Source organism: Thermomonas sp., assembly GCF_041905325.1.
Taxonomy (GTDB): domain Bacteria; phylum Pseudomonadota; class Gammaproteobacteria; order Xanthomonadales; family Xanthomonadaceae; genus Thermomonas.
Map to the genome: position 1 here is coordinate 99,686 of NZ_JAYRLK010000003.1, position 25,070 is coordinate 124,755.

22 protein-coding genes are annotated in these 25,070 nt (G+C 67.1%); 10 read left to right on the forward strand and 12 right to left on the reverse strand.

The genetic code is table 11. From position 1 onward, the window contains the following. Positions 1-55: 55 nt before the first annotated feature. Together dnaN and dnaA are read right to left on the reverse strand one after the other, a co-directional pair. Positions 56-1,159, reverse strand: a complete 1,104-nt coding sequence (gene dnaN / locus ACE3OK_RS04605; RefSeq protein ID WP_374248379.1) for a DNA polymerase III subunit beta — start codon at positions 1,157-1,159, stop codon at positions 56-58. A gap of 253 nt (positions 1,160-1,412) precedes the next feature. Then, the gene (gene dnaA, locus ACE3OK_RS04610) at positions 1,413-2,738 is read right to left on the reverse strand and encodes a chromosomal replication initiator protein DnaA (RefSeq protein WP_374248380.1); all 1,326 of its coding nucleotides are present in this window, start codon (positions 2,736-2,738) and stop codon (positions 1,413-1,415) included. Positions 2,739-2,956: 218 nt separating this feature from the next. On the opposite strand from dnaA, the gene rpmH reads away from it, so the two are divergent. From rpmH to ACE3OK_RS04635, 5 genes are all read left to right on the forward strand, one after another. Next, a complete protein-coding gene (rpmH, locus tag ACE3OK_RS04615) occupies positions 2,957-3,097 on the forward strand; it encodes a 50S ribosomal protein L34 (RefSeq protein ID WP_028840469.1) in 141 nt (46 codons plus the stop codon). A 71-nt stretch (positions 3,098-3,168) separates the two neighbouring features. Next, positions 3,169-3,645, forward strand: coding sequence for a ribonuclease P protein component (gene rnpA / locus ACE3OK_RS04620; RefSeq protein ID WP_374248527.1), 477 nt, complete (start codon positions 3,169-3,171; stop codon positions 3,643-3,645). Further along, positions 3,642-5,285: a membrane protein insertase YidC gene (yidC, locus tag ACE3OK_RS04625; protein ID WP_374248381.1), complete on the forward strand. Its 1,644-nt coding sequence runs from the start codon at positions 3,642-3,644 to the stop codon at positions 5,283-5,285. Before rnpA ends, yidC begins: the two co-directional genes overlap by 4 nt. Positions 5,286-5,337: 52 nt before the next feature. Further along, positions 5,338-6,663: a tRNA uridine-5-carboxymethylaminomethyl(34) synthesis GTPase MnmE gene (gene mnmE / locus ACE3OK_RS04630; protein ID WP_374248382.1), complete on the forward strand. Its 1,326-nt coding sequence runs from the start codon at positions 5,338-5,340 to the stop codon at positions 6,661-6,663. 87 nt (positions 6,664-6,750) lie between these two features. Next, positions 6,751-7,791 carry an energy transducer TonB gene (locus ACE3OK_RS04635; protein ID WP_374248383.1) on the forward strand — a complete coding sequence of 347 codons (1,041 nt, stop codon included), beginning with the start codon at positions 6,751-6,753 and terminating at the stop codon, positions 7,789-7,791. A 73-nt stretch (positions 7,792-7,864) separates the two neighbouring features. On the opposite strand, the gene ACE3OK_RS04640 is transcribed toward ACE3OK_RS04635, so the two are convergent. From ACE3OK_RS04640 to ACE3OK_RS04670, 7 genes are all read right to left on the reverse strand, one after another. Continuing rightward, positions 7,865-9,058 (reverse strand): ABC transporter permease, encoded by a 1,194-nt coding sequence (locus tag ACE3OK_RS04640; RefSeq protein WP_374248384.1) that lies wholly within the window; start codon positions 9,056-9,058, stop codon positions 7,865-7,867. After that, positions 9,055-9,810, reverse strand: a complete 756-nt coding sequence (locus tag ACE3OK_RS04645) for an ATP-binding cassette domain-containing protein (protein ID WP_374248385.1) — start codon at positions 9,808-9,810, stop codon at positions 9,055-9,057. The genes ACE3OK_RS04640 and ACE3OK_RS04645 overlap by 4 nt, the downstream gene beginning before the upstream one ends. 24 nt (positions 9,811-9,834) lie before the next feature. Then, on the reverse strand, positions 9,835-11,385 hold the full coding sequence (locus ACE3OK_RS04650) for an alpha/beta fold hydrolase (RefSeq protein ID WP_374248386.1): 1,551 nt from the start codon (positions 11,383-11,385) through the stop codon (positions 9,835-9,837). A 45-nt stretch (positions 11,386-11,430) separates the two neighbouring features. After that, a complete protein-coding gene (locus ACE3OK_RS04655; protein WP_374248387.1) occupies positions 11,431-11,628 on the reverse strand; it encodes a helix-turn-helix transcriptional regulator in 198 nt (65 codons plus the stop codon). Continuing rightward, complete coding sequence (locus tag ACE3OK_RS04660) at positions 11,625-12,221, reverse strand: hypothetical protein (protein ID WP_374248388.1); 597 nt, start codon at positions 12,219-12,221, stop codon at positions 11,625-11,627. The genes ACE3OK_RS04655 and ACE3OK_RS04660 overlap by 4 nt, the downstream gene beginning before the upstream one ends. Further along, positions 12,218-12,388: a hypothetical protein gene (locus ACE3OK_RS04665; protein WP_374248389.1), complete on the reverse strand. Its 171-nt coding sequence runs from the start codon at positions 12,386-12,388 to the stop codon at positions 12,218-12,220. Before ACE3OK_RS04665 ends, ACE3OK_RS04660 begins: the two co-directional genes overlap by 4 nt. 100 nt (positions 12,389-12,488) lie before the next feature. Further along, positions 12,489-13,211: an FAD-binding oxidoreductase gene (locus ACE3OK_RS04670; protein ID WP_374248390.1), complete on the reverse strand. Its 723-nt coding sequence runs from the start codon at positions 13,209-13,211 to the stop codon at positions 12,489-12,491. A gap of 140 nt (positions 13,212-13,351) precedes the next feature. Here ACE3OK_RS04670 and ACE3OK_RS04675 point away from each other — a divergent pair, with 140 nt between their 5' ends. Next, positions 13,352-14,299 carry an ABC transporter ATP-binding protein gene (locus ACE3OK_RS04675; protein ID WP_374248528.1) on the forward strand — a complete coding sequence of 316 codons (948 nt, stop codon included), beginning with the start codon at positions 13,352-13,354 and terminating at the stop codon, positions 14,297-14,299. Next, positions 14,296-15,066, forward strand: coding sequence for an ABC transporter permease (locus ACE3OK_RS04680; RefSeq protein ID WP_374248391.1), 771 nt, complete (start codon positions 14,296-14,298; stop codon positions 15,064-15,066). Before ACE3OK_RS04675 ends, ACE3OK_RS04680 begins: the two co-directional genes overlap by 4 nt. Here ACE3OK_RS04680 and ACE3OK_RS04685 read toward each other — a convergent pair. Both ACE3OK_RS04685 and ACE3OK_RS04690 read right to left on the reverse strand, forming a co-directional pair. Next, positions 15,063-18,152, reverse strand: coding sequence for an efflux RND transporter permease subunit (locus tag ACE3OK_RS04685; RefSeq protein WP_374248392.1), 3,090 nt, complete (start codon positions 18,150-18,152; stop codon positions 15,063-15,065). The genes ACE3OK_RS04680 and ACE3OK_RS04685 overlap by 4 nt on opposite strands. Continuing rightward, a complete protein-coding gene (locus ACE3OK_RS04690; RefSeq protein WP_374248393.1) occupies positions 18,149-19,231 on the reverse strand; it encodes an efflux RND transporter periplasmic adaptor subunit in 1,083 nt (360 codons plus the stop codon). The genes ACE3OK_RS04685 and ACE3OK_RS04690 overlap by 4 nt, the downstream gene beginning before the upstream one ends. A 153-nt stretch (positions 19,232-19,384) precedes the next feature. Here ACE3OK_RS04690 and ACE3OK_RS04695 point away from each other — a divergent pair, with 153 nt between their 5' ends. Next, entirely contained in the window at positions 19,385-20,398 is a 1,014-nt protein-coding gene (locus ACE3OK_RS04695) for an OmpA family protein (protein ID WP_374248394.1), read from the forward strand. 75 nt (positions 20,399-20,473) lie between these two features. After that, on the forward strand, positions 20,474-21,544 hold the full coding sequence (locus tag ACE3OK_RS04700; protein WP_374248395.1) for a lysozyme inhibitor LprI family protein: 1,071 nt from the start codon (positions 20,474-20,476) through the stop codon (positions 21,542-21,544). 53 nt (positions 21,545-21,597) lie between these two features. Here the strand turns inward: ACE3OK_RS04700 and ACE3OK_RS04705 are convergent, their stop codons facing one another. Continuing rightward, positions 21,598-22,389 carry a TatD family hydrolase gene (locus tag ACE3OK_RS04705; RefSeq protein ID WP_374248396.1) on the reverse strand — a complete coding sequence of 264 codons (792 nt, stop codon included), beginning with the start codon at positions 22,387-22,389 and terminating at the stop codon, positions 21,598-21,600. 78 nt (positions 22,390-22,467) lie between these two features. Here ACE3OK_RS04705 and hrpB point away from each other — a divergent pair, with 78 nt between their 5' ends. After that, positions 22,468-25,065, forward strand: a complete 2,598-nt coding sequence (gene hrpB, locus ACE3OK_RS04710; protein WP_374248529.1) for an ATP-dependent helicase HrpB — start codon at positions 22,468-22,470, stop codon at positions 25,063-25,065. Positions 25,066-25,070 lie beyond the last annotated feature (5 nt).

Consider the following 25,070-nt stretch of genomic DNA (forward strand, 5'->3'; position numbering starts at 1 on the left):
GGGCGTTGCAGTGATGTTCCACGTGGAACATGGCCTTGCATGCAAACCCTGCAGGTCACAACCGCAGCGGCATCACCACATGCCGCGCATGCTGGCTTTCCGCACCACGCACCAGCGCCGAGGAATTCGCATCGCGCAACTGCATCACCACGAATTCCTCGCGCAATGCACCCAGGGCTTCCAGCAGGTAGGTGACGTTGAAGCCGATGGCCAGGGCATCCACATGCGTATCGGCTTCCACTTCCTCCTGCGCCTCTTCCTGCTCCGGATTGTGGGCGCTGATCTTGAGCAGATTGGGGGCCACTTCCACGCGAACGCCGCGGTACTTCTCGTTCGAGAGGATCGAGGCGCGCTGCAACGCGGCGCGCAGGACTTCTCGATCCACCTTGACCTCGCGATCCGCACCAATCGGGATCACGGCTTCGTAATCCGGGAATTTCCCATCGATCAGCTTGCTGGTGAACGTGACATCGTCGCGTTTGACGCGGATATGCCCCTTGCCCAATTCCAGTTCCAGCTGCCGGTCGCTGCCTTCCAGAAGGCGTTGCAGCTCCTGCACGCCCTTGCGCGGCACGATGATCTGCCGCTTGCCACCTGCCGGAGCAGCATCCAGGGCGGCTTCGCACAGCGCCAGGCGGTGGCCGTCGGTGGCCACGCAGCGCAGGGTATCGTCGCGCAGATCGAACAGCAGGCCGTTGAGGTAGTAACGGACGTCCTGCTGCGCCATGGCGAATGCCGTGCGTTCCAGCAGTTCTTTCAGCGCGGCTTCGGATACTGCAACCCGTTCGGTGGCATCCACTTCGTCCAGCGCCGGGAAATCATTGGCGGGCAAGCTGGCCAACGTGAACCGGCTGCGACCGGCTTGCACCGACACCTTGTCGCCATTCTGGCTGATGGTGACACGGCTGCCGTCTGGCAAAGCGCGCACGATCTCGAACAGCTTGCGTGCGGGGATCGTGGATTCACCATCCTGCGGCTCTTCCACGGCCACGCGCGAAACCATTTCGACTTCGAGATCGGTGCCGGTCATCGACAACTGGCCGGCATGCACCTTGACCAGCAGGTTGGCCAATACCGGCAGGGTATGCCGGCGCTCGACGACATTGACGACCTGGGCCAATGGCTTGAGCAGAACTTCGCGTTGCAGGGAAAACCGCATGTGAACCCTCGCCCTTCACGGATCCGGGAGCAATGCCAGTGGCGTGCTCCGTTCTTGAATGAATGAATAAATCTGAAAAGAGGTGGTGCTGGTGTCGCCGAAAAGCTCTGGAAAACTACTGTAACTTTTTGATTTCAAGAGAAATTGTTGAACTGAAAAGCGGCTGGAAAACAACTGTGGAAGCGTGGGAAAAGCTGTGGATGGATTTCGGGGAGGCGTTTCATCCACCACTTGTCCACAGCTTCTCACGGTTTCATTCACTGAGTTTGCGCAGCAGTTTCTCCCAGTCTTCGTGCAGCTTGCCATCTTCTTCCATGAGCAGGCGGATTTGCTTGCAGGCATGCAGCACGGTGGTGTGATCCTTGCCCTCGAACGCAGCACCGATTTCCGGCAGGCTGTGCTCGGTCAGTTCCTTAGACAGCGCCATCGCCATTTGCCGCGGGCGGGCCAGCGACCGCGTGCGCTTTTTCCCCAGCATCTCCTTGAGCTGCAGCCCGTAGTAGTCTGCCACGGCCTTCTGGATGTTGGCGATGCTGATGGCTTGCTGCTGGGCGCGCCACAGGTCGCGCAGGGTCTCCTGGGCGAATTCCAGCGTCACCGGCTTGCCTTGCAGGCCGGCCTGGGCGGTGAGCTTGTTGACCGCCCCTTCCAACTCGCGGACGTGGCTGCGCAGCTTCTTGGCGATCAGCTGGGCAACTTCATTGGGGATGGCGATGCCGCGTTCCTGCGCTTTCGACAACACGATCTGGGCGCGGGTCTCGAAATCCGGAGGGTCGATCGCCACCGACAACCCCCAGCCCAGCCGCGACTTCAGCCGCGGCTCCAGGCCATCGACCTCGCGCGGGTAGCGGTCGCAGGTCATGATGATCTGCTGGCGGCCGTCGAACAGGGCGTTGAAGGTGTGGAAGAACTCCTCCTGGGTGCGGTCCTTGCCGGCGAAGAACTGGATGTCGTCGATCAGCAGCGCATCGATGGTCTGGAACTGGCGCTTGAACTGGTCGGTGCTCTTTTCCTGCAGCGCACGGAAGAACGCCTCGTAGAACATGGTGGAGCGCAGGTACAGTACCCGCGCGCCGGGGTTGAGCCGGCGCATTTCGTTGCCGGCGGCGTGCATCAGGTGGGTCTTGCCGAGCCCGGTGCTGCCATACAGCAGCAACGGGTTGTGGGTGCGCTCGCCGGGCTTTTGCGCGGCGGCGAAGGTGGCGGCGCGCGCCAACTGGTTGCTGCGGCCTTCCACGAAATTGTCGAAGGTGAAATGCGTGTCGACGTTGCCGCGCAACGGCTCCAGCGGGATGGCCGCGTCGGTGCGTACCGGCGTCGCCGCGGCCGCCACGGTCGGTGCGCGGCGCGGTGCGCCGATGTCCAGCAACACGTCGTCGTTGCCGCCGAAATGCAACGCCAGCTCGCGGATGCGCGGCAGGAAGCGCTGCTGGACCTCATCACGGACGAAGGTGTTGGGTGCATACAGCACCAACCGGTCACCTTCGGGTGCGGGTTGCAGGGGTTTGAGCCAGGCCATCACGTCTTCCTGCGGGAATTCGGACTCCAGGCGTTGCAGGCAGGCGGGCCAAACGTGCATAGGTGGGCAGGCGGTCTTGAGGAAAACGCCGGCTCGCCGGTGGTGGAACCGGCGTGGCAGGCAAGGCGGGATTCGGCAGAGTACCACTGCGCAGGGGGTGGGCCAATCCAGCATCGGATGGCCCCCGCCAGCGGCAAACCGGGCCGCGATTTGCATGTTGCCCAAGAGGCCGCTACAATCGCCGATCTTTTCCGTTAAACCAAGCAAGCAGGCCCGCCATGGCGACCAAGCGCACCTACCAGCCCAGCAACCTCAAGCGCAAGCGCGATCACGGCTTCCGCGCCCGCATGGCAACCGCCGATGGCCGCAAGGTCCTGGCGCGTCGTCGTGCCAAGGGCCGTCGTCGCCTGACCGTCTGACCTTCGGGTCAGCACGTGCCATCGGCATCGCGCCGGGCACAATGACGGTGATTGCAATACCTCCGGCGCCGGTGTCCCCGCAGGATACCGGCGTCTTTGCGTCTGCGCGTCGCGCGCAGGTGCGGTTCCCTCCTGCCGCGCGGGTACGGGCGAAAGCCGAGTTCGCCAGCGTGTTCGCAACCGGTCGGCGCACCGCCGAGCCACGGTTGGCCTTGCATTGGCTGGCCGATGCCAAGCCGGCACGGCTGGGCTTGGCGGTCTCGCGCAAGGTGGACCGGCGCGCAGTGGGCCGCAACCGGATCAAGCGCGCGTTGCGCGAATGTTTCCGCCGACTGCGCCCGCAGTTGCAGGGCGGCGCCTATGTGGTGGTCGCCCGCCATGACGCCGCGCGGGCCGACGGCCATGCCCTGCAGGCGGCCTTCGAACACTTGCTGGTGCGCGCCGGTGCGTTGCCCCTGCCGGCTGCCGCCGGCACAATGCCGCCCGCTGCATCCCCGACCATCACCGCCGCTGCGCGGCCTGCGCCCCCCGAGACGCCCAATCCATGAACCAGATCCGTACTTTCCTGTTGATCGCCTGGCTGATGGTGGCCTTCCTGCTGTGGCAGGAATGGGGCAAGGAACACGCACCCGTGGACGCGCCTGCGGCCACGGCCACGACGTCGGCCCCCCGGTCTGACGGCAGTGCTGGCATCCCGGTGGCCCAGGCAGGCCCGGTCACGGCACCTGCGGCCGCACGGCAAGCGGTGACGGCTCCGGCCCCCACCGTGCAGCTGCGCAACGACGTGCTGGCGCTGGAGCTGGATGGCAACAGCATCACGCACGCCGCCTTGCTGGCCTATCCGCGGTCGCAGGCGGCCGGCAGCCCGCCGGTGGTGTTGCTGGATGCCGCGCCGGCCACGTACTTCGCGGCGGAAGCGTTCTGGCGCGATGCCGATGGCCACCCGCTGGTTCCGCAGGTGGAGGGCGCGGTGCGTGATGTCGTGCTGGCCGGCGGTGCCGCGGGCGTGCAGGTGCGCTTCGTGGCCACCACCCCGACCGGCGTGCAGTTGCAGCGCACCGTCACCCTGACCCGCGGCAGCTACGCCGTGCAGGTGCAGGATGCCTTGGTGAATGCCGGCACGGCGACCTGGACGGGGGATGTCGAGCGTCGCCTGGATCGGGTGCCGCCGGTGGTCAAATCCGGTTTCACCAATCCCGAGTCTTTCAGCTTGAACGGCGCGGCCTGGTACAGCCAGGAAGACAAGTACCAGAAGCGCAAATTCCCGAAATTCGCCAAGGATGGCCCGCTCAACCAGCAGGTCACCGGCGGCTGGATCGGGTTGTCGCAGCATTATTTCCTGGCCGCATGGGTGCCGCAGAAGGACCAGGCGGCGCTGTTCACGCTGGGCCAGCAAGGCAACCGCTATGACGTCGCCGCGCGTGGGCCCAAGGTCACGCTGGCGCCGGGGCAGCGCTTCGACACCCATGCCACCTTGTGGGTGGGCCCGAAGCTGGCCAGCAAACTCGATGCCACGGCGCCGGGCCTGGGCTATGCGATGGACTACGGCATCTTCACCGTGCTGTCCAAGCCGATCCACTGGTTGCTGACCCAGTTGCACAAGCTCACCCACAACTGGGGCTGGGCGATCGTGCTGCTGGTGGTGCTGATCAAGCTGGCGCTGTATCCGCTGTCGGCGGCGCAGTACAAGTCGATGGCCAAGATGCGCAAGTTCCAGCCGCGCATCACCCAGCTCAAGGAGCGCTACGGCGAGGACAAGCAGAAGTTCCAGATGGCGATGCTGGACCTGTACAAGAAGGAAAAGATCAACCCCGCCGGCGGCTGCCTGCCGGTGCTGGTGCAGATGCCGGTGTTCCTGGCGCTGTATTACGTGTTGCTGGAAGCGGTGGAACTGCGCCAGGCCCCGTGGATCATGGGTTGGGTGAACGATCTGACCGCGCAGGACCCCTACTTCATCCTGCCGATCCTCAATGCCGCGGTGATGTTCCTGACCCAGAGGATCACGCCCGCGGTGGGCATGGACCCGACCCAGCAGAAGATGATGCAGATGATGCCGCTGGTGATGGCGGTGATGTTCGCGTTCTTCCCGGCTGGCCTGGTGTTGTACTGGGTCACCAACGGCACGCTGAGCCTGTTGCAGCAGTGGTGGAACGTGAAGCGATTCGCCGAGGAACCCGCGAAGGCATAAGCCCTTGCCCGCAGCGTGCCGCGTCGCATCGGCACGCTGCGATCATCGCCGCATGTCCGACACCGACACCATCGTCGCGATCGCCACCGCCGCCGGGGAAGGCGGGGTCGGCATCGTGCGCCTGTCGGGGCCGCTGGCACGGACGCTCGGCGAGCGCATCTGCGGATGCGCGCTGCGCGTGCGCACGGCGCAATACACCCGCTTCACCGATGCCGCCGGCGAGACCCTCGACGACGGCATCGCCCTGTATTTCGCCGCCCCGGCCAGCTTCACCGGCGAAGACGTGGTGGAACTGCAAGCGCATGGTGGCCCGGTGCTGCTGCGTGCCCTCGTCGCACGCTGCGTCGCCCTGGGTGCGCGGCAGGCCGGGCCGGGCGAGTTCAGCCAGCGCGCCTTCCTCAACGGCAAGCTGGACCTCGCCCAGGCGGAAGCCATCGCCGACCTGATCGCCGCTGGCGACATGCGCGCGGCGCGGGCGGCGCGGCGCTCGCTGGACGGCGTGTTTTCCCGCCAGGTGGATGCGTTGCTGGCGCAATTGCTGGAACTCCGCGTGCATGCGGAAGCGGCGATCGATTTCGCAGACGAACCGCTGGAGACGCTGGGAGGCCACCTGTTGCAAACCCGGCTGGCCAGCCTGCTGGAGCGGTTGCGGCAATTGCGGCAGGAGGCCGAACGCGGGCGCAAGCTGCGCGATGGCCTGCATGCGGTGTTGGTGGGGCCGCCGAATGCGGGCAAGAGTTCGCTGCTCAATGCGTTGGCCGGCAGCGAGCGCGCCATCGTCACCGACATCGCCGGCACCACCCGCGACGTGCTGCAGGAAACCCTGCGCAGCGACGGCGTAGAACTGACGTTGGTCGATACCGCCGGCCTGCGTGTCGCGACCGACGCCATCGAAGCCGAAGGCATCCGCCGCGCGCGCGGTGAGCTGGCGCGTGCCGATCTGGCCCTGGTGGTGCTGGACGCGCGCGACCCCGATGCAGGCCGCGCCGCGGTGGCGGCCGACCTGGTGGGCGTGCCGCAGGTGCTGTGGCTGCACAACAAGTCGGATCTGCTGGCGCAGCCACCACCGCTGGCCGCCGACGCACTGGCGGTGTCCGCGCGCACCGGCGCGGGGCTGGATGCGTTGCACCAACATTTGCAGGCACTGGCGGGCGGCATTGGCGACGGCGCGTTCAGCGCCCGTGCCCGCCACGTGGAGGCGTTGCGGAAAGCGGAGCACTGGTTGCAGCAGGCGGCGCTGGAATTGTCCGGCGAGCGGCTGGAACTGCTGGCCGAAGCCTTGGGACAGGCCGGCAACGCACTGGGCGAGATCGGCGGACGCATGGATGCCGACAGCCTACTGGGTCACATTTTCGCCACCTTCTGCATCGGCAAGTGAGGCCGGGCGGGGCGCAAGCCTTGACAAACAACCGGCGCTGCCGCGTGCTATCGTCGACAGTGTTTTGATTCACAGGGGATGACCACGATGTCTGCAAGCAACAAATCGCGTCAGGGGTGGATGGTGCCGGCAGCGCTGACGCTCGCCGTGGCGTGCGCATTGGCGGGCTGCAAGAAGGATGACGCCGCCGCCAATGGCCAGGCGGCCGCACCTGCGACGGCCCCCGCGCCGACGCCGGAATCGGTGGTGTCCGCCTCGGTGTCGGCGATGGGCGTGCAACAACTGCGCGATGCCGCCAGCAAGGCCTACAACGAGAATCGTCTGTACGCACCGGCCGGCAACAACGCGATGGAGTACTACCTTGCCCTGCGCGACAAGCAGCCCGGGGATGCCAGCGCCTCCAGCGCCTTGAACGACCTGTTGCCGATGGCGGTGATCGCCGCCGAGCAAGGCCTGGCCCGCGAGGATTTCGATGAAGCCAAGCGGTTGGTGGCGTTGATCGGCAAGGCCGACGCCAACCATCCGGCCCTGGGCCGGCTCAAGGCCAGCATCGCCAGCAGCGAAACCAACGCCAAGCAGCGCGCCGATGCGCAGAAATTGACCGTCGAGGAAGAAGCGAAGCGCAAGGCGGACCTCGCCAAGCAGCGCGAGGAAGACCAGAAGAAGTTGCAGGAACAACAACGCCAGCAGCAGTCCACCGCCGACCAGCAGCGCCAGCAGCAGGCCGCCGCCGAAGCCGATGCCGAGCGCCAGCGGCAACAGCAGGCGGCCGCCGCCGAAGCCGAACGCCAGCGCCAGCAACAGGCGGCGCAGCAAGCGAGCGCGGCTCCGAAGCCGGCGGCCGATGTACCGCGCGCCAGTGTCAGCAACGAATTGCGGCCGATCAGCCAGCCGGGGCCGAAGTTCCCGCCGGCGGCGCAGCGTGCCGGAGCCACTTCCAACGTGCAGGTGGAATTCACCGTCGGAACCGATGGTTCGATCGCCAGCGCCCGCGTGGTGTCGTCGACGGGTCCGCGGCAGTTCCAGCGCGACTTCGAGCGCGAAGCCTTGGCGGCAGTGAAGCGCTGGCGCTTCCAGCCGGTCGGACAGGCCACCACCAGCCGGCGGACGATCGCGTTCGAACAGTAATCGACACGGCGAGGCGGCAAGAAAAAGCCCGGCGGATGCCGGGCTTTTTCGTTGCAGCGATGCCACGCCGGGGTCAGGCCGAGATCGCCAGCTTCTCCTGCTTGTAGCGCCACACCGCCAGCGCCCACAACACCGCCGCCAGTGCCAGCGAGCTGGCCAGGTACAGGCCCCACTGTTCCATCGACGCCGCTTCGCCGCGGGTGATCTTCTGGATCAGCTGGTTCTGCGACAGGAACGGCACCGCGTACTGCCACGCGGCCGTGTCCTTCAGCGGATACGCCATCAGCCCGTACGCAGGCAGCATCGGCAGCATCATCAGCCACATGATGTGGCTCTGCGCTTCCTTCATGCTCTTGGCACCCGCCGCCAGCGCGGTGATCAACGCGGTGCCGATCAGCACCAGCGGCAGCAGGGTCAGCAGCAGCTTGCCCATCGCCAGGAAACTGACGTCCATCTGCTTGGCCATGCCGCTGGCCAGGGTGGCGCTGACCTTGAACGAGACCAGGATCAGCAGCATCGAGGCCAGACCCAGCAGCGCGGCCGCCAGCATCTTGCCGCCCACCAGCGCCGCGCGCGAGGCCGGGGTGGCCAGCAGCGGTTCCAGCGACTGCCGTTCGCGTTCGCCGGCGGTGGTGTCCATCGCCAGGTGCGCGCCGCCGATGAAGGCGAAGATGGTCAGGATCATCGGCAGCAAAATCGACATGAACTGGCTGTTCTTGGCTTCCGGGGTGGCCATGTCGCGGGTGCCGACGTGCAGCGGGGTGGCGATCGCCGGGTTGATGCCGCGGATCAGCAGGCGCATCGCGCCGACACCGTTGCCATAGCTCTCCAGCACCTTGTTCACGCGCGCCACTTTCACGTCGCCGTTGCGGCGGGTGGTGTCGGTGATGATGTCGATCTTGGCGGGCTTGCCGGCGTGCCAGTCCCTGGCGAAGTCGGCGTCGATCGCCAACGCCAGGTCTTCCTGCTGGGCACGCACGCGCGCTTCGATGTCGGCTGGCGCCGGTTCGGTTTCGATGCCGTAGCTGGCCAGGAACTTCATCAGGTTCGGGGCCTGTTCGATGCCGACCACCGGTACGTGCAGGGTCTTTTCCAGCTGGGTTTCGGCGCGCAACTGGGTGAGCTTGCCGATGCCGAGGAAGATCAGCGGGTACAGCAGCGGGGCGACCAGCAACGACAGCAGGAAGGTGCGGCGGTCGCGGTAGAAATCCAGCCATTCCTTGCGCATCACCGTCAGCATGGCGGTGGTGAACGACGTCTTGTTCATGCGTGCAGGCCCTCTTCGCTGCCGATCAGTTTCACGAATGCGTCTTCCAGGTTGGCCTCGCCGGCCTGGGCGCGCAGTTCGTCCGTGGTGCCTTGTGCCATCACCCGGCCGTTGGCGATGATCACGATGCGATCACACAGCGCGGCCACCTCCTGCATGATGTGGCTGGAAAAAATCACGCAGCGGCCCTCGCCGCGCAACTCCTGCAGGAAGCCGCGCAGGCCGCGGGTGGTCATCACGTCGAGGCCGTTGGTGGGCTCGTCGAGGATCACGTTCTTCGGGTCGTGGATCAGCGCGCGGGCGATCGCGGTCTTGGTGCGCTGGCCCTGCGAGAACCCTTCGGTGGCGCGGTCGAGGAAGTCCTCCATCTGCAACGCCTGCGCCAGCTTGGCGGTGCGGGCGGCGATCTCCGCCGGCGCCATGCCGTGCAGCTTGCCGAAGTAGTCGATGTTCTCGCGCGCGGTCAGGCGCTTGTACACGCCGCGCGCGTCGGGCAGCACGCCCAGGCTGCGGCGCACGCGCTCGGCGTCGCTGGCCACGTCGGTACCGTCCACCAGCACCCGGCCGGATTCCGGCGACATCAGGGTGTAGAGCATGCGCAGCGTGGTGGTCTTGCCGGCACCGTTGGGGCCCAGCAGGCCGGTGATCTCGCCGTCGCGGGCGGTGAAGCCCACGTCGTCCACGGCGACCACCCGGGTCTTGTCCTTGCCCCGTCCGGGGAAGGTCTTGCGGAGGTGTTCTGCAACGATCATTGCGTCATTCCTTGAAAGGGCGGCTTACGGCTGCGCGCCGTTGAAGCTGATGAAGGGGGTGGCGTAGGCCAGCGTGTCCAGGCAGCTACCGTCCAGCGCCTTGGCATCGGCCTTCTCGATGAACTGGGTGAACAGCTTGGGCATGCAGCCGGCGCCGATCACGTTGTGGCCCTGGCCCTTGAGCACGAACAGGCGGCCGTTCGGCAGGGTTTTCACCACCTCCTTGCCGTAGCGCGGCGGGGTGACCGGATCGAACTCGCCTTCCAGCACCAGCGCCGGCACGCGGGTTGCCAGTGCGCGGTGGAAATCCGCCGGCGGGGTGCCCTTCGGCCACGCCTTGCACATCGCCGCCATGCCCGCCGGCATCAGGTTGCCCAGCACCGTGTCCTTGTCTTCCTCGCGGGCCACCATGCTGGCGGCGTCTTCGCTGCACGTCACCGACAACTGCATGCCCAACGCCATCGCGTCCTCCATGGTGCTGGTCATCATCTTCGCCAGCGCCATCAGGCCTTCGTAATGACCGCCGTTGGCCTCGTGGATCAGCTTGGGCAGCAGGCCGCTGGCCAGCGGCATGTAGGCATACATCCGCACCAGCCCGGCCACGGTCTCGGCGCGCAGCGTGTCCTGCTTCACCTCGCCGCTGGTGGCGTCGCGGTACTGCACCTGCACCGGGCGGGCGCGCAGGGTGTTCAACAGCACGTCGAGCTGCGCGCGCGGATCGCCCAGGGTGTCCTTGCACACGGGGTTCTTGCTGCACACGCCGAACTGCAGGGTCAGCGCATCGTCGAGGTTGCGGGCGAAGATGTTGCCCAGCCCCAGCGTGTTGGGCACCACCGAATCCAGCACGATGCTGCGGGTGGCCGCCGGATAGCGCATCGCATATTGCTGCGCCACGCGGGTGCCGTAGCTGATGCCGACCAGGTTGACCTGCTGCGCGCCGATCGCCTGGCGCACGGCATCGAGGTCGGCGATCGCGTCGGTGGTGGTGTAGTGGCGCAGGTCGGCCTTGTTCGCCAGCGCGGCCGCGCAGGCGGCGGCTTGCGTCTGCATCGCCTCGGGCGTGGGTGTGCCGGTGCTGGCATCGTCATCCGGGAACTTGCACGACAGCAGGTTGGATTTGCCGGTGCCGCGCTGGTCGATGAGGATGACGTTGCGCTGCTTGCGCACCTCCTTGAACACCGGGTCGAGGCCGGGGAAGGTCTCCACCGCCGACTGGCCGGGGCCGCCGGCGAGGAAGAACACCGGGTCCGGCTGTTTCTCGCCGTTGCCGGTGGCCTGCAACCAGGCGATGTTGAGCGCGAGCTTGCGACCGGCGGGCTTGTTGCGGTCTTCCGGTACCGCGTAGGTGGCGCACATCGCCTCCAGGCTGTCCTTGGCCAGCGGCGAGCTGAGGCTGCACGGGGTGAAGGCGATCTTGCCCAGCATCACCGGCTGGATCGGTGCGAGCGGCGTGCCGGCATGCGTGCCGGGGCGCGGATGGGCAGGTGTCTGATCTTGCGCGTGTTGCAGCGCCCGATAGCCGAACAGGGCGGCGGCAAGCGTAACGGCAAGGAGGATTCGGGTCTTGCGGGACATCATCGTGACAACCCTCTTGTGGTTGCGGTGGAAAGGGGAACGGGTTCAGCCCGCATCGGGCAGGAACACGTCTTCGATCTGCATGGAAAACAGGTGCGCGATACGGAAGGCCAGCGGCAGCGACGGGTCGTACTTGCCGGTTTCCAGCGCGTTGATGGTCTGCCGCGACACCTCCAGCCGCAGGGCCAGCTCGCCTTGCGACCAGCCCTGGGCTTCGCGCAATTCGCGCAGGCGGTTGTTCACAGGTAGCGCCGGGTGAACACGTATTTGGCGATGCCGTAGAACAGCATCAGCAGCGGGAACACCCACACCATCACCGCCGCCGCATCGAAATGCAGCACCTTGGCCTTTTCCAGCAGGCCGCCGGCGAAGTACAGCACCGACACCAACAGGCTGGCGGCACCGATGGCCTCGGTTTCGATGCGGCGCTGCAACTCGTCGATCTCGCGCAGGTAACGCAGCGCGGCGCGCATCAGCAGCACGATGGCCAGGGCCGGGGTGATGGCGACGACCGCGCGCAGGGGCAACGAATCGATGCCGCGCTTGATCCACCAGATCGAGGCGAACAGCGCCAGCGAGTAGAAACCCATGATCGGCCACAGCGCCTTGAGGTAGCGCTTGCCGGCCGGTTGCGCATACATCTCGTCGCAATGCTCGCGCCACCAACGCGGCACCAGCAGGAACAGCAGCGCGCCGAGCAGGTAGCCGGTGCCGATGCCCAGCCAGGTCTGCACCGCATCCTTCGGCCAATGCAGCAGCCACTGGCCGGCGGCGGCCAGCAGCAGGCAGCCCACGGCGATGACGCCGAAGCCGAGCATCCAGCGGCGCAGGGTCACGGGCGGTCGTCCTTGCGGGCCTTGGCGAGGAGGGCGACGCCGAGGGCGACGAACGTCACGCCCACGCCCAGGAATGCAGTTGGCCCACTGGCGGACACCGCCATGAAGGCGATGCCGACGCTGAGGAAGGTGATGCCGGAGTTCTTGCGTGCGTGTGGCTTGGCCATGAATGCGCCCCATGTGCTGTCAAGTGAGCTTGACAACAGCATGCCTACCCCGCGATGCGCTTGTCAAGCGTGCTTGACAGACGATGCCGCCGTTACCGGCTTATTTGTTGCTGACGTACTTCTCGCGCCGGATCATCGGGATGGGCAGGCCGCCGTCCTTCAAGGCCTCGAAGCTGGCATCCACCATGTCCGGGTTGCCGCACAGGTAGGCGATGTCGGTGGCCGGGTCCGGGGACAGTTCCGGCAGCACGTTCTGCACATAGCCGTGGCGGACGTCGGGGTGCGCATGCGGTGAATCCGCGGCGGGCAATTCGCGTGACAGGCAGGGCAGGTAGCGGAAACCGGGGTGGGCATCGGCGAAGGCACGGAACTCGTCGCCATACAGCAGCTCCGCCGGCGTGCGCGCACCTTGCAGCAGCACCACTTCGATGCCGCGCTGGGCCATCTGCTGCGCCAGTTGCGGCAGCATCGCCCGGTACGGGGTGATGCCGGTGCCGGTGCCGATCAGCAGGTAGCGGCGGTTGGCGTCGTTGGGGTACAGGCAGAAACGCCCGAACGGGCCGCTGGCGTTGAGCGTGGCGCCGATGGCGAGCGCTTCCAGCAGCGCGGTGGCCGCGCCGCCGGGCACGTAGCTGACGGCGATGTCCACCCGGCCATCCGCGGGTGCGTCCAGCGCGCGGCCCACCGCGATCGAATAGCTGCGCTTGGCGGCGCTGCCATCGGCGTATTCGAAGTGGATCTGGATGAACTGTCCCGGGATGCAGGGCAGCGGCTGACCGTCGTCGCGCAGGAACGACAGGTGCGCCACGCTGGGCGCGATCATGCGGCGGGAAACCAGCTTGAGCGGGAAATGGACAATGGCCACGAAGGTGCAACACTGCGTGGCGAGGGTGGTGCCACAAGGCTGCCTATACTACCGGCTTCCCGCGCGGCCTTCCGCGCACGAGGCCCGGCATGACCCTTATGACTACGGCTACGACTGCCGCGCCCGCGCTGCGCGTGCGCGATTTGCGCAAGACCTATGACAACGGCGTGCAAGCGCTGCAGGGCGTCAGCCTGGACGTGGCACCCGGCGATTTCTTCGCCCTGCTGGGCCCCAACGGGGCCGGAAAATCCACCCTGATCGGCATCGTCAGTTCGCTGGTGAACAAGAGCGGCGGCAGCGTGGAGGTGTTCGGCATCGATGTCGCCCGCCAGCGCAATGCGGCGATGCGCCAGATCGGTCTGGTGCCGCAGGAATTCAACTTCAACATGTTCGAAAAGCCGTTGGACATCTGCGTGAACTACGCCGGTTTCTATGGCCTGCCGCGTGCGCAGGCGCTGGTGCGCGCCGAAACGGTGTTGAAGGAGGCGCAGCTGTGGGACAAGGCCGACAAGGTCAGCCGTTCGCTGTCCGGCGGCATGAAGCGGCGCCTGATGATCGCCCGCGCGATGATGACCCAGCCGAAGCTGCTGATCCTGGACGAGCCCACCGCCGGCGTGGACATCGAGATCCGCCGCGGCATGTGGGCCACGCTGCAACAGATCAACGCCGCCGGCACCACCATCATCCTGACCACCCACTACCTGGAGGAAGCGGAGAGCCTGTGCCGCAACCTCGCCATCATCGACCACGGCCGCATCGTCGAGCAGGGGCCGATGAAGGCGTTGCTGGCCAAGCTCGACGTGGAAGGCTTCTTGTTCGACATCGAAGGCGACCTGCCGCAAGCCCTGCCGCGGATCGACGGCGCCAGCCTGCACGCCACCGATGACCACACGCTGGACCTGGACATGCCGCGCGCGATGGACCTGAACCGCGTGTTCGCCGCCTTCGACGCCGCCGGCATCCGGGTGCGTTCGATGCGCACCAAGAGCAACCGGCTGGAGGAACTGTTCGTGCGGATGACCGCCAGGGAAGGAGCCACGCCATGAGCAATCCCAACCTCACCGCGCTGGCCACCATCACCCGCCGCGAAGTCAGCCGCATCCTGCGCATCTGGACGCAGACGCTGATCCCGCCGGCCATCACCATGACCCTGTATTTCCTGATCTTCGGCGGCCTGATCGGCAGCCGGGTCGGCAAGATGGGCGGCATGGACTACATGCAGTTCATCGTGCCGGGGTTGGTGATGATGAGCGTGATCCAGAACAGCTACGGCAACGTGTCGTCGTCGTTCTTCAGCTCCAAGTTCGGGCGTTACGTGGAAGAGCTGCTGGTCAGCCCGGTGCCGCACTGGGTGATCCTGTCCGGCTATGTGGCCGGCGCGGTGCTGCGCGGGGTGATGGTGGGCGGCATCGTGATGGTCATCGCCATGCTGTTCACCCGCGTGCACGTGCCGCATCCGCTGGTGACGCTGAGCGCGGTGTTGCTGGGCGCGGTGATATTTTCCCTGGCCGGCTTCATCAATGCGGTGTTCGCGAAGAAGTTCGACGACGTCGCCATCGTGCCCACCTTCATTCTCACCCCGCTCACCTACCTGGGCGGCGTGTTCTATTCGATCAACCTGTTGCCGGGCTGGGCGCAGGCGGCCACCCACGCCAACCCGATCTTCTACATGGTCAACGCCTTCCGCTATGGCCTGCTGGGGCAAAGCGACGTGCCGCTGTGGGTGGCCTATGCGTTGATGCTGGGCTTCGTGGCAGTGCTGGCCACGCTGGCACTGCAGTTGCTCAAGCGCGGGGTGGGGCTGCGGGGTTAAGCCGCAGCCGCCGGGTTCTTGCCCGCCTTCGCGCCGCGCCAGCGCCGTGCGAACCAGTGGCCGGCATCGTCCAGCACGGTGTAAGCCGCCGGCACCACCAGCAGGCTCAGTGCGGTGGACGTCACCAGCCCGCCGATCACCGCCCATGCCATCGGTGCGCGCATGCTGGATTCGCCGGAGAAGCCCAGCGCCAGCGGCAGCATGCCGGCACCCATTGCAATCGTGGTCATGATCACCGGTCGCGCGCGCTTGTGGCAGGCATCGATCAGTGCGGCATGGCGTGGCAGGCCGTGTTCGTCTTCGGCCATCACCGCGTAGTCCACCAGCAGGATAGAGTTCTTGCTGGCGATACCGATCAGCATCAACAGCCCGATCAGCGCCGGCAGCGACAGCATGTGGCGGGTGATCAGCAGGGCGCCGAATGCGCCGGCGGCACACAGCGGGATCGCGCTGAGGATGGTCAACGGCTGCATCGGGTGGCGGAACAGCAGCAGCAGCACCATGTAGATGCAGAGGATGCCAGCCACCATCGCCATCACGAAGCCGGTGAACATTTCCACGAAGATTTCCGAGTCGCCGGTGTTGATGAACGAGACGCCCGGCGGCAAGGCCTTGACTGCGGGCAGTTGCTGCACCTGGCCCATCACTTCACCCAGCGGGCGGCCGTTGAGTTCGGCGGTGAGGGTGATGTTGCGCTGGCGTTTGTAACGGTTGATCACCGACGGCCCGCTGCCTTCCTGGATGCTGGCCACCGCCGCCAGCGGCACCGCCGCGCGCTTGCCCGGCACGCGCAATTGCCCCAGCAGGCCGGGTTGCGCCAAGGTGGCCTGGTCGAAGCCGACCCGAATGGGCACCTGCCGGTCGGCCAGGTTGAGCTTGGCCATGCGCTGCACGTAGTCGCCGCTGGTGGCGATGCGTGCGGCTTCCGCGATCGCGGTGGTGGAGACGCCCAGTTCGGCGGCGCGCGCGGAATCCGGAAGGATCTGCATCTCCGGCCGCAGCAGCGAGGCCGACGAGGAGATGCTGCCCAGCCCCGGCAATGTGCGCAGGTCGCGTTCCACTTTTGCCGCTGCGGCATTCAGCGTCTCGGCGTCGTCGCCGGCCAGCACCAGCTGCATCGACTCGCCGGGTTCGTTGCTCATGAAGCTCAGGCGCACCCCGGGCAGGTCGGCGAGCCGCGTGCGCACCTCGTTCTCCAGCGCGCGCTGGCTGCGCTGGCGGGTGCTGGACGCGCCCCATTCCAGCGTCAACACCGCGCGACGCAGGTCCGGCAGGCCGCTTTTGGCGGGGTCGCCCAGGTTCGGCACGCTGCCGATCTGGGTGAACACCTGCTTGAGCTCGGGGATGGCGCGCAACCGCGCGCGCGCTTGCTCGGTCATGTGTCGGGTGTCTTCGATCTGCACCCCCGGGGCAAGCTCCAGCGAGAGCATGCTGCGGCCCTGGTCGGACACCGGGATGAAGGTGGTGGGGATCAGCGGCACCAATGCCAGCGAGGCCACGAACAACGCGCCGGCGATCCCCAGCGTCTTCCAGCGGTGCTGCAAGGCCTTGTCCACCCATGCCAGGTAGCGCCGCATCAGCGCGCCGTCTTCCTCCGCATGCGGCTTGGGTGCAAGCAGGTGCGCGGCCATCATCGGGGTGAGCAGGCGCGCCACCAGCAGCGAGAACAGCACGGCGGTGGCGGCGGTCCAGCCGAATTCGCGGAAGAACTTGCCGGACACGCCGGGCATGAACGCGACCGGCACGAACACCGCGGCGAGGGTGATGGAGGTGGCGATCACCGCGGTGCCGATTTCATCGGCCGCATCGCGCGCGGCGTCCAGCGGCTTCTTGCCCATGCCGAGGTGGCGCACGATGTTCTCGATCTCCACGATCGCATCGTCCACCAGCAGCCCGATCACCACGCTCAACGCCAGCAGGGTGATCATGTTCAGGCTGAAGCCCAGCCACTGGATCACCGCGAAGGTGGGGATGATGGACAGCGGCAGGGCAATCGCCGACACCCAAGTGGCGCGCCAGTCGCGCAGGAACCAGAACACCACCGCCAGCGCCAGCAGCGCGCCTTCCCACAGCATCGTCATCGACGACGAATACGAGCGCTGGGTTTCCTCCGACATGTCGGTGACCTGCCGGAACTGCACGCCGGGGTGCTGCCTGGCCAGTTCGGCCAGCGCCGCGCGCACGGCATCGCGCACCTTCAACTCGTCCGCACCGCGCGAACGCGCCAGCGAGAAGCCCACCACCGGCTTGCCATCGAGCAGCGCGATCTGGGTGGGGTCGGCATGGCCATCGCTGACCTTGGCCAGCGCATCCAGCCGGGTGTGCTGGCCGTTCGGCAGGGCGATGCTGAAGGCGCGCAGGGCCTGCGCATCGCGCACCGTGTTGAGCGTGCGCACGCTTTGTTGCTGGCCGGCCAGCTCGGTCTTGCCGCCCGGGCGATCCACCTGCATGGCCGCCAGTTGCTGGTTCACCGCACCGGCGGTGATGCCCTGCGCCAGCAGGGCCTGTGGGTCCAGATCCACGCGGATCTGCCGGTCCACGCCGCCGATGCGGGTGACCGCCGCCACGCCGTTGACACCGTACAGGGTGCGGGCGACGTAACGGTCGACGAACCACGACACCTCGTCGGGCTGCATCGACGGCGCCTCCACCGCGTAGGTCAGCAGCGAGCCGACGATTTCCACTTTCGAAATCACCGGCTCCTGGATGTCCTGCGGCAAGTCCATGCGGATGCGCGTCACCGCATCCTTGCTGTCGTTCAGCGCTTCCAGCAGGTTGGCGTCGAGACGGAATTCGATGACCGTGGTGGACTGCCCGTCCACCACCGTGGAGAACACCCGCTTGACGTGGTTGAGCGTGGCCACCGCGTCTTCCACCTTGCGGGTGACTTCGGTTTCCAGTTGCTGCGGCGAAGCGCCCGGCTGGGTGATGACCACCGTCACCATCGGGAAGCTGATGTCGGGGAAGCGCGCCACCGGCAACTGGTGGAAGCCCCACAGCCCGGCCACGCACAACACGAAGAACAGCATGATGGCGGGCACCGGGTTGCGGATGCCCCAGGTGGACAGCGTGCCGCCGCCACTCACGGCGTGGTCTCCGGCGCCGGCACGATGCGCACGCGGTCGCCGTCGGCCAGGAAACCGGCACCGGTGCCAACCACGCGGTCGCCGGCACGCAGGCCGCTGCGCACTTCCAGCATGCCGCCCTGGGCACTGCCGACCTCGATGCGCACCTGTTGCGCGTGGGTGCCGTCGGCAACGCGGAAGGCGTAGGTGTGGCCGTCGCGGCGCAGCACGGCGTTCTCGGGCACCACAAGGGCCTCGCCCTGACCGATCAGGATGCGGCCCTGCACGAAGGTGCCGGGTTGCACCGCCTTGGGGTCCGGCAGGTCCACATAGGCGGTACCGGTACGGGTACCGGCGTCGACGCCGGGGGTGACCGCGCGCACGCGGCCCTGCACGCCGCTGCCTTGCAGGATCACGGTTTGCCCGGGCCGGACCTGCGCCAGCGCCGCTTCGGCCAGGTCGGCACGCCATTCCAGCCGGCCCTGGCGGATCAATTGCAGCAGCACGCTGCCGGCGGCCACCACCTGCCCCGGCTGCACCAGCCGTTTGGAAATCAGGCCGGCATCGGGCGCACGCAAGTCGGCATAGCTGCGCCGCAACGCCGCCGCATCGCGCACCGCGCGGGCGGTGCCCAGTTGCGCCTCGGCCTGGGTGCGCGCGGCCCGCAACTCGTCCAGGTTCATTGCGCTGAGGAAGTGGCCGTCCGCCAGCGCCTGCCCGCGTGCGTATTTCGAACGCGCCAGTTCCGCGCCGGCTTCGGCCTGATGCAACGCGGCATTGGCCTGCGCCAGGTCACTGTCGAGGCTGCGATGATCCAGTTCCAGCAGCAGCGCGCCTTTCTGCACCGACTGGCCCACGTCCACATGCAACGCGGTGACACGCAGGCCGCTGAGTTCCACGCCCAGCTGCATCTCTTCCCATGCCGCCACCGGGCCGGACGCCTCCACGCTGCGTTGCAGGGATTGCCGTTGCACGTTGACCACGCTGACCGCCTGCGAGGCGGCGGGCTTGTCGGTGGTGGCGGGTTTGGAGCAGGCCGCAGCGAGCAGCACCAAGCCAAGGGCAAGCCCCGGCACGAACAGGCGAAGGGGGGAGCGCATGCGCGATTTCCGGACGAGGGGGACGGGAAAGGGCGCAGCCTAGCACATAACTGAACCGGTGAGTCCACTAAAGAGGGGCATGCGTGGGCGCACGAAATATGTGACCGGCATCGCTAAAATCCGCGCTCCCCCGCACACGCTGGAGTTTCAAGGATGACAAAGCGCCATTCCCCGTGGTTGGTCGTGCTCGCCGCACTGGCGCTGCTGCCTGGTTGCAAGAAGCCGAATGTGACAAGTGCGGCAAGTGTGGCCAGCAGCGCAGCGGCGGCTGACGTTGCATCGCCTGCCGCAACGGCGACGCCCAAGTCGGCTGATTTCGATATCAATACAGTGCCGTTGAGCACGGTGGCCTTGGGCGATTTCCCCTACATCAGCCTGCCCCAGGGCTACATGAGCAATGGCAGCCCGGAAACCAAGAAATTCGCCCGTTTCCCGTTCTGGGTGAAAGGCGCGGCGCACTGGGTGGAAGGGCGCTTCTATCTGGTCAACGTCTACCCCGAGAAGGAAGGCGACTACAGCCCGCTGGAGATGCGCAAGAACCTGGACGCTCTGGTGGCGCAGATGGGTGGCGTGCAGGTCTCGGAGGAAAAAATCCCCTATGACACCGTGAAAGGGTGGGGTGACGAGATCGCCCAAGGCTTCATCACCGGATTGGGAGACGTCTACAGCTTGCCGGTGGTGACCTACGTGGTGCACCGAACCGAGGGCAATCTCTGGATCCATTTCTGCCAGGGCACGTCGCAGGCCGGCATCATCGTGGGCCAGGAGAAGGCGTTCGAGCAGACCGCCCAACTGCTGCCTGCATCCGAATTGAAAAAGCAGATCGATGCCAACGGCAAGGTGGCGCTGCAGGTGAATTTCGCTACCGACGAGACCGACATCCTGCCGGACTCGCAGCTGCAGATCGCGCAGGTGGTGCAGTTGTTGAAGGAGGAGCCGTCGCTGCAGTTGGACGTGAACGGGCATACCGACAATACCGGCGACGCCGCGCATAACCAGAGCTTGTCCGAAGGCCGTGCCAAGGCGGTGGTGGCTGCACTGGAGGCGCTGGGCATCGACGCCAAGCGCCTGAGCGCCCATGGCCATGGTGCCAGTCAGCCGGTGGCCGACAATGGCAGCGAGGAAGGCAAGGCGAAAAATCGCCGTGTGGAGTTGGTGAAGCGTTGAGCCTCGGGCCGCTTGTGACGGCGTGAGCACAGGCAGCCGCTTCGATGGTTGGCACAAGGTGGAGGAAACCAGGTGATGCCGGGAATTGCATCGTTGGCATTGTTGCTGATGCTGAGCAGCCATTCGGCGTCGGCTGGCGATTGGAACTGGGCGGACGACACGAACTTTCCGCAAGCCGAGTTCCAGCCGTCGAAAGCCTTGTGTTCGCGCCTGCGTGGCATGCAGCCGCCAGCAGAGGATCGGCCCTCGGCGGAAGACGGGAAGCAGCTGAAAGATTGTGATTCCGAAGAGCTGTATTACGGTATCGGCATGCCCGCCAACCCGGTGCGGGCGCGCCAATGCGCGATGCGCGAGGCCGAACAGGGCGATAACAGCAGCAATGGTTTCACCGGCATCGGCATGCTGATGACGATTTACGCCAACGGCGTCGGTGCGCACCGCGATCTGCAGTTGGCAACCGCACTGGCGTGTCGGGTGGAAGGTGCGGCGGCGGAATTGGGGGGGCGCATCGCGCATTTGCAGCAGCTGCAAGAGCGTCATTGGTCGGGGCACGATTTCAGTTTCTGCGATGACATCACCAGCGGCTTTGCAGGCGGTGTCTGTGCGCGGCACGAGGCAAGACTCAGAACCCAACGTCGTCTGCAGCGGCTGGATCAGATCGAAATGCACTGGACCGCAGCACAGCGTGCGGCATGGCAGCCGCTGCTGGCAGCCGCGCAGGTGTTTGCCGAGGTCAGCAGCGAAAACGAAGTCGATCTTTCCGGCTCGGCGCGTTTGGCCTTGGTTGCCGACCATGAGCAGGAACAGCTCGATGTCTTCGTCACGCTGCTGGAAGCGTTGGAGTCCTCGCGTCTGCCAACTGCGGGCATCGCCGAGCGCAAGGCTGCGGATGACCGTCTCAATACCGTCTTTCGCAAGGTGATGACCAATACCGATGGCTTGGCTGGCAACGCAGGCGAGATTCGCGATGCCGGAACGGTCACCGTGGGCGACGTGCGCAAGGCACAGCGTGCCTGGATCCACTATCGCGATGCCTGGCTGCAGTTCGCGAACGTGCGCTATCCGCAGCGTGGCGACAGCCTTGCAACCTGGCTGACACGCCAGCGCACCGATGCGCTGTCAGGCTGGTTGCCAGCGTCCGAATAGTGGTTGGAAAGAGAGTGCCCCCTGCGTTGATGCAGCAGGGACGTGTGGATGCGCTATGCCGGCAGCCGGAAGAACGCGGCGCTGGCGGCAGTGGCGTTGGCCGCGGTGGTGGCGGGGGCCTCGCCGCGGTCGCGCGCCAGTTCCTCCACGATGTGCGGCAGGAACGCCGGCTCGTTGCGGCGGTCCTTCGGCATCGGCTTGAGCGTGCGCGGCAGCAGGTAGGGCGCGTCGGTTTCCACCATCAGGCGGCGGGCGGGGATGCTCTTCACCAGCTCGCGCAGGTGCTGGCCGCGGCGCTCGTCGCAGAGCCAGCCGGTGATGCCGATGTGCCAGTCCTGGTCCAGGTAGTCGAACAGTTCCTCGCGCGTGCCGGTGAAGCAGTGCACCACCGCCGGGCCGATCCGGCCTTCGAAGTTCTTCATCATCGCCATGAAGTCGGCGTGGGCGTCGCGCTGGTGCAGGAACAGCGGCTTCTGCGTGTCCGCCGCAATCTGCAATTGCTGCTCGAATGCGCTGCGCTGCGCCGGCCGCGGCGAGAAGTCGCGGAAGTAGTCCAGCCCGCACTCGCCCACCGCCACCACCTGCGGATGGGCGTGCAGGGCGCGCATCTCGGCATCGCATTCGGCGGTGTACTCGGTCGCGTGGTGCGGATGCACGCCGGCGGTGGCGAACCATTCGCCGGGGCGGGTCAGTGCGAGCTCCAGCGCCTTCGGCGAATGCTCGCGCGAGGCGCCGGTGAGGATGGCCTGGCGCACGCCGGCATCGCGGGCGCGCTGCCACACCGCATCGCGGTCGCGGTCGAAGCTGTCGTGGGTGAGGTTGAGGCCGATATCGATGAGCTGCATGGCGCGATTTTAGAGGAGTCGGCTCCCTCGCTGTCTTCGCAGCGAGTAGAGCAGGTGCCGCGCTTCTACAATGCGCGCATGCAATTCCCCATCACCCCGCTGCTGCCCGACATCCTCGCGTCACTGGACGCGCAGCCGCGGCTGGTGCTGGAAGCGCCGCCGGGTGCGGGCAAGACCACGCAGGTGCCGCTGGCGCTGCTGGCCGCGCCGTGGCTTGCGGGCCGCAGCATCGTGATGCTGGAGCCGCGCCGGGTGGCCGCGCGCGCGGCCGCCGGCTTCATGGCCAAGCAGCTGGGGGAAGCGGTCGGCGAGACGGTGGGTTATCGCATCCGTTTCGAGAACAAGGTCGGGCCGAACACCCGCATCGAGGTCGTCACCGAGGGCATCCTCACCCGCATGCTGCAGGACGACCCGCTGCTGGAAGGCGTGGGCGCGATCCTGTTCGACGAGTTCCACGAGCGCCACCTGGCCGGAGACCTCGGGCTGGCGCTGGCGCTGGACGTGCAGGCCGGCTTGCGCGAGGACCTGCGGATCGTGGTGATGTCGGCGACGCTGGACGGCGAGCGGCTGGCGGCGCTCCTCGACGCGCCGCGGCTGTCGAGCGCGGGCCGCAGCTTTCCGGTCGAGATCGCGCATTTCCCGGCGCGCCGCGACGAGGCGCTGGAGCAGCAGGTCCGCCGCGCCGTCGAGCATGCGCTGGCCGCGCATCCCGGCGACGTGCTGGTGTTCCTGCCGGGGCGGCGGGAGATCGCGAAGGTGGAGCAGATGCTCGCGGCTGCGCTGCCGGTGACCGGGGCATTGCTTTCCCCTCAGTCGGGGCATCCTGCCCCGATTCGGGCGCGCGCCATCCATGGCGCGCTTGACGCAATGCCCCAGTCGCCGACAACGCAGCTCCCGGTTTTCGAGGTGCTGCCTTTGCACGGCGACCTGCCCATCGAACAGCAATCGCGCGTGCTGCAGGCCGCGCCAGATGGCCGCCGGCGCGTGGTGCTGGCCACCAACGTCGCTGAATCGTCGGTCACCCTGCCCGGCGTGCGCGTGGTGATCGACAGCGGCCTGGCGCGCGAGCCGCGCTTCGACCCCAACAGCGGCTTCTCGCGGCTCGACAGCGTGACGATTTCGCAGGCCAGCGCCGACCAGCGTGCCGGTCGCGCCGGTCGCGTGGCGGAAGGTTGGGCGTATCGCCTGTGGCCGCAATCGCAGCGGTTGGAGCCGCAGCGCAAGCCGGAAATCGCGCAGGTGGAATTGGCCGCGCTGGCGCTGGAGCTGGCGGCCTGGGGCAGCAGCGAACTGCGCTTCGTCGATCCGCCGCCATCGGGCGCGCTGGCCGCAGGCAGGGATTTGTTGCAGCGCCTGGATGCATTGCGCGAGGGCAAGCTCACCGCGCGCGGCAGGCGCATGCTGGCGCTGGGCACGCATCCGCGACTTGCGGCGATGCTGCTGGCAACCGATGCGCCCGCACGCATCGCACTGGCCTGCGATCTGGCGGCGCTGGTGGAAGCGCGCGATCCGCTGCGCAGCCGCTCCGACGCACTGGCCGAGCGCTGGCAGGCATTGGCCGCGTTCCGCAATGGGCGCGTGCCTGCCGACGCCAACCGTTCCGCGCTGGCCGCCATCGACGCCGCAGCGAAACAGTGGCGTCGTCGCTTGCGCTGCGATGCCTCGCCGCCGGCCTCGGTGCCGGCGCATGCGCTGGGCGACCTGCTGGCGCATGCCTTTCCCGATCGCATCGCGAAGCAGCATCCGCAGGACCCGCGCCGCTACCAGCTGGCGAACGGGCGGATGGCGCGGTTGTTCGACGATTCCGCGCTGTACGGCGAGCCGTGGATCGTGGCCAGCGAGCTGCGCTTCGAGGCCAAGGACGCGCTGCTGCTGCGCGCCGCGCCGGTGGACGAGGCGCTGCTGCGCGCGGAGTTTGCGACGCATTTTTCCGACGCCGACGAGGTGCGTTGGGATGCTGGGAAGCGCGCGCTGCGCAGCGAACGGGTCGAGCGCTTCGACGGCATCGTGCTGGCGGTGAAATCCGCCGGTCGGGTCGATCCGGCCCGCGCCGCGCACGCGCTGACCGCTGCGGTGCGCGAACTGGGTCTTGCGGTATTGCCGTGGAGCGACGGGCTGTCGCAATGGCGTATCCGCATGCAGTGCCTGCGCGGCTGGATGCCGGCGCTGGGCCTACCGGATCTGTCCGACGCCGCGCTGCTGGCCTCGCTGGAGCGCTGGCTGCAGCCCGCGTTCGCCGGCAAGACCCGGCTGGATGCGCTGGACGGCGCCGAGCTGGCCGAAGCGCTGAAGTCCGGCATCGACTGGAACCTGCGCCAGCGCATCGACCAGCTGGCGCCCACCCGCATCGCGGTGCCGTCGGGGTTGGAGCGCGCCATCGAATACCGCCTAGACGACCACGGCGAGCCAGCGCCGCCGGTGCTGGCGGTGAAGCTGCAGGAACTGTTCGGGCTGGCGCAGACGCCGCGGATTGCCGATGGCCGGGTGCCGCTGCTGCTGCACCTGCTCTCGCCCGGCGGCAAACCACTGCAAGTCACCGCCGACCTGCACAACTTCTGGGCCAATACCTATGCCGAAGTGAAGAAGGAAATGAAAGGCCGCTACCCGCGCCATCCGTGGCCGGACGACCCGTGGAATGCCACTGCCACGCACCGGGCGAAGCCGCGCGGCACATGATTCCC

What these genes read in the sequence shown, in the direction of transcription:
- ACE3OK_RS04700 (WP_374248395.1), top strand. Translation starts at nt 20,474, where the DNA reads ATGCCGGGAATTGCATCGTTGGCATTGTTGCTGATGCTGAGCAGCCAT.
- ACE3OK_RS04635 (WP_374248383.1), top strand. Translation starts at nt 6,751, where the DNA reads ATGTCTGCAAGCAACAAATCGCGTCAGGGGTGGATGGTGCCGGCAGCG.
- ACE3OK_RS04695 (WP_374248394.1), top strand. Translation starts at nt 19,385, where the DNA reads ATGACAAAGCGCCATTCCCCGTGGTTGGTCGTGCTCGCCGCACTGGCG.
- ACE3OK_RS04670 (WP_374248390.1), bottom strand. Translation starts at nt 13,211, where the DNA reads ATGATCGCGCCCAGCGTGGCGCACCTGTCGTTCCTGCGCGACGACGGT.
- ACE3OK_RS04645 (WP_374248385.1), bottom strand. Translation starts at nt 9,810, where the DNA reads ATGATCGTTGCAGAACACCTCCGCAAGACCTTCCCCGGACGGGGCAAG.
- ACE3OK_RS04705 (WP_374248396.1), bottom strand. Translation starts at nt 22,389, where the DNA reads ATGCAGCTCATCGATATCGGCCTCAACCTCACCCACGACAGCTTCGAC.
- dnaN (WP_374248379.1), bottom strand. Translation starts at nt 1,159, where the DNA reads ATGCGGTTTTCCCTGCAACGCGAAGTTCTGCTCAAGCCATTGGCCCAG.
- ACE3OK_RS04665 (WP_374248389.1), bottom strand. Translation starts at nt 12,388, where the DNA reads ATGGCCAAGCCACACGCACGCAAGAACTCCGGCATCACCTTCCTCAGC.
- yidC (WP_374248381.1), top strand. Translation starts at nt 3,642, where the DNA reads ATGAACCAGATCCGTACTTTCCTGTTGATCGCCTGGCTGATGGTGGCC.
- ACE3OK_RS04680 (WP_374248391.1), top strand. Translation starts at nt 14,296, where the DNA reads ATGAGCAATCCCAACCTCACCGCGCTGGCCACCATCACCCGCCGCGAA.
- ACE3OK_RS04675 (WP_374248528.1), top strand. Translation starts at nt 13,352, where the DNA reads ATGACTACGGCTACGACTGCCGCGCCCGCGCTGCGCGTGCGCGATTTG.
- ACE3OK_RS04640 (WP_374248384.1), bottom strand. Translation starts at nt 9,058, where the DNA reads ATGAACAAGACGTCGTTCACCACCGCCATGCTGACGGTGATGCGCAAG.
- ACE3OK_RS04690 (WP_374248393.1), bottom strand. Translation starts at nt 19,231, where the DNA reads ATGCGCTCCCCCCTTCGCCTGTTCGTGCCGGGGCTTGCCCTTGGCTTG.
- ACE3OK_RS04650 (WP_374248386.1), bottom strand. Translation starts at nt 11,385, where the DNA reads ATGTCCCGCAAGACCCGAATCCTCCTTGCCGTTACGCTTGCCGCCGCC.
- rpmH (WP_028840469.1), top strand. Translation starts at nt 2,957, where the DNA reads ATGGCGACCAAGCGCACCTACCAGCCCAGCAACCTCAAGCGCAAGCGC.
- dnaA (WP_374248380.1), bottom strand. Translation starts at nt 2,738, where the DNA reads ATGCACGTTTGGCCCGCCTGCCTGCAACGCCTGGAGTCCGAATTCCCG.
- mnmE (WP_374248382.1), top strand. Translation starts at nt 5,338, where the DNA reads ATGTCCGACACCGACACCATCGTCGCGATCGCCACCGCCGCCGGGGAA.
- hrpB (WP_374248529.1), top strand. Translation starts at nt 22,468, where the DNA reads ATGCAATTCCCCATCACCCCGCTGCTGCCCGACATCCTCGCGTCACTG.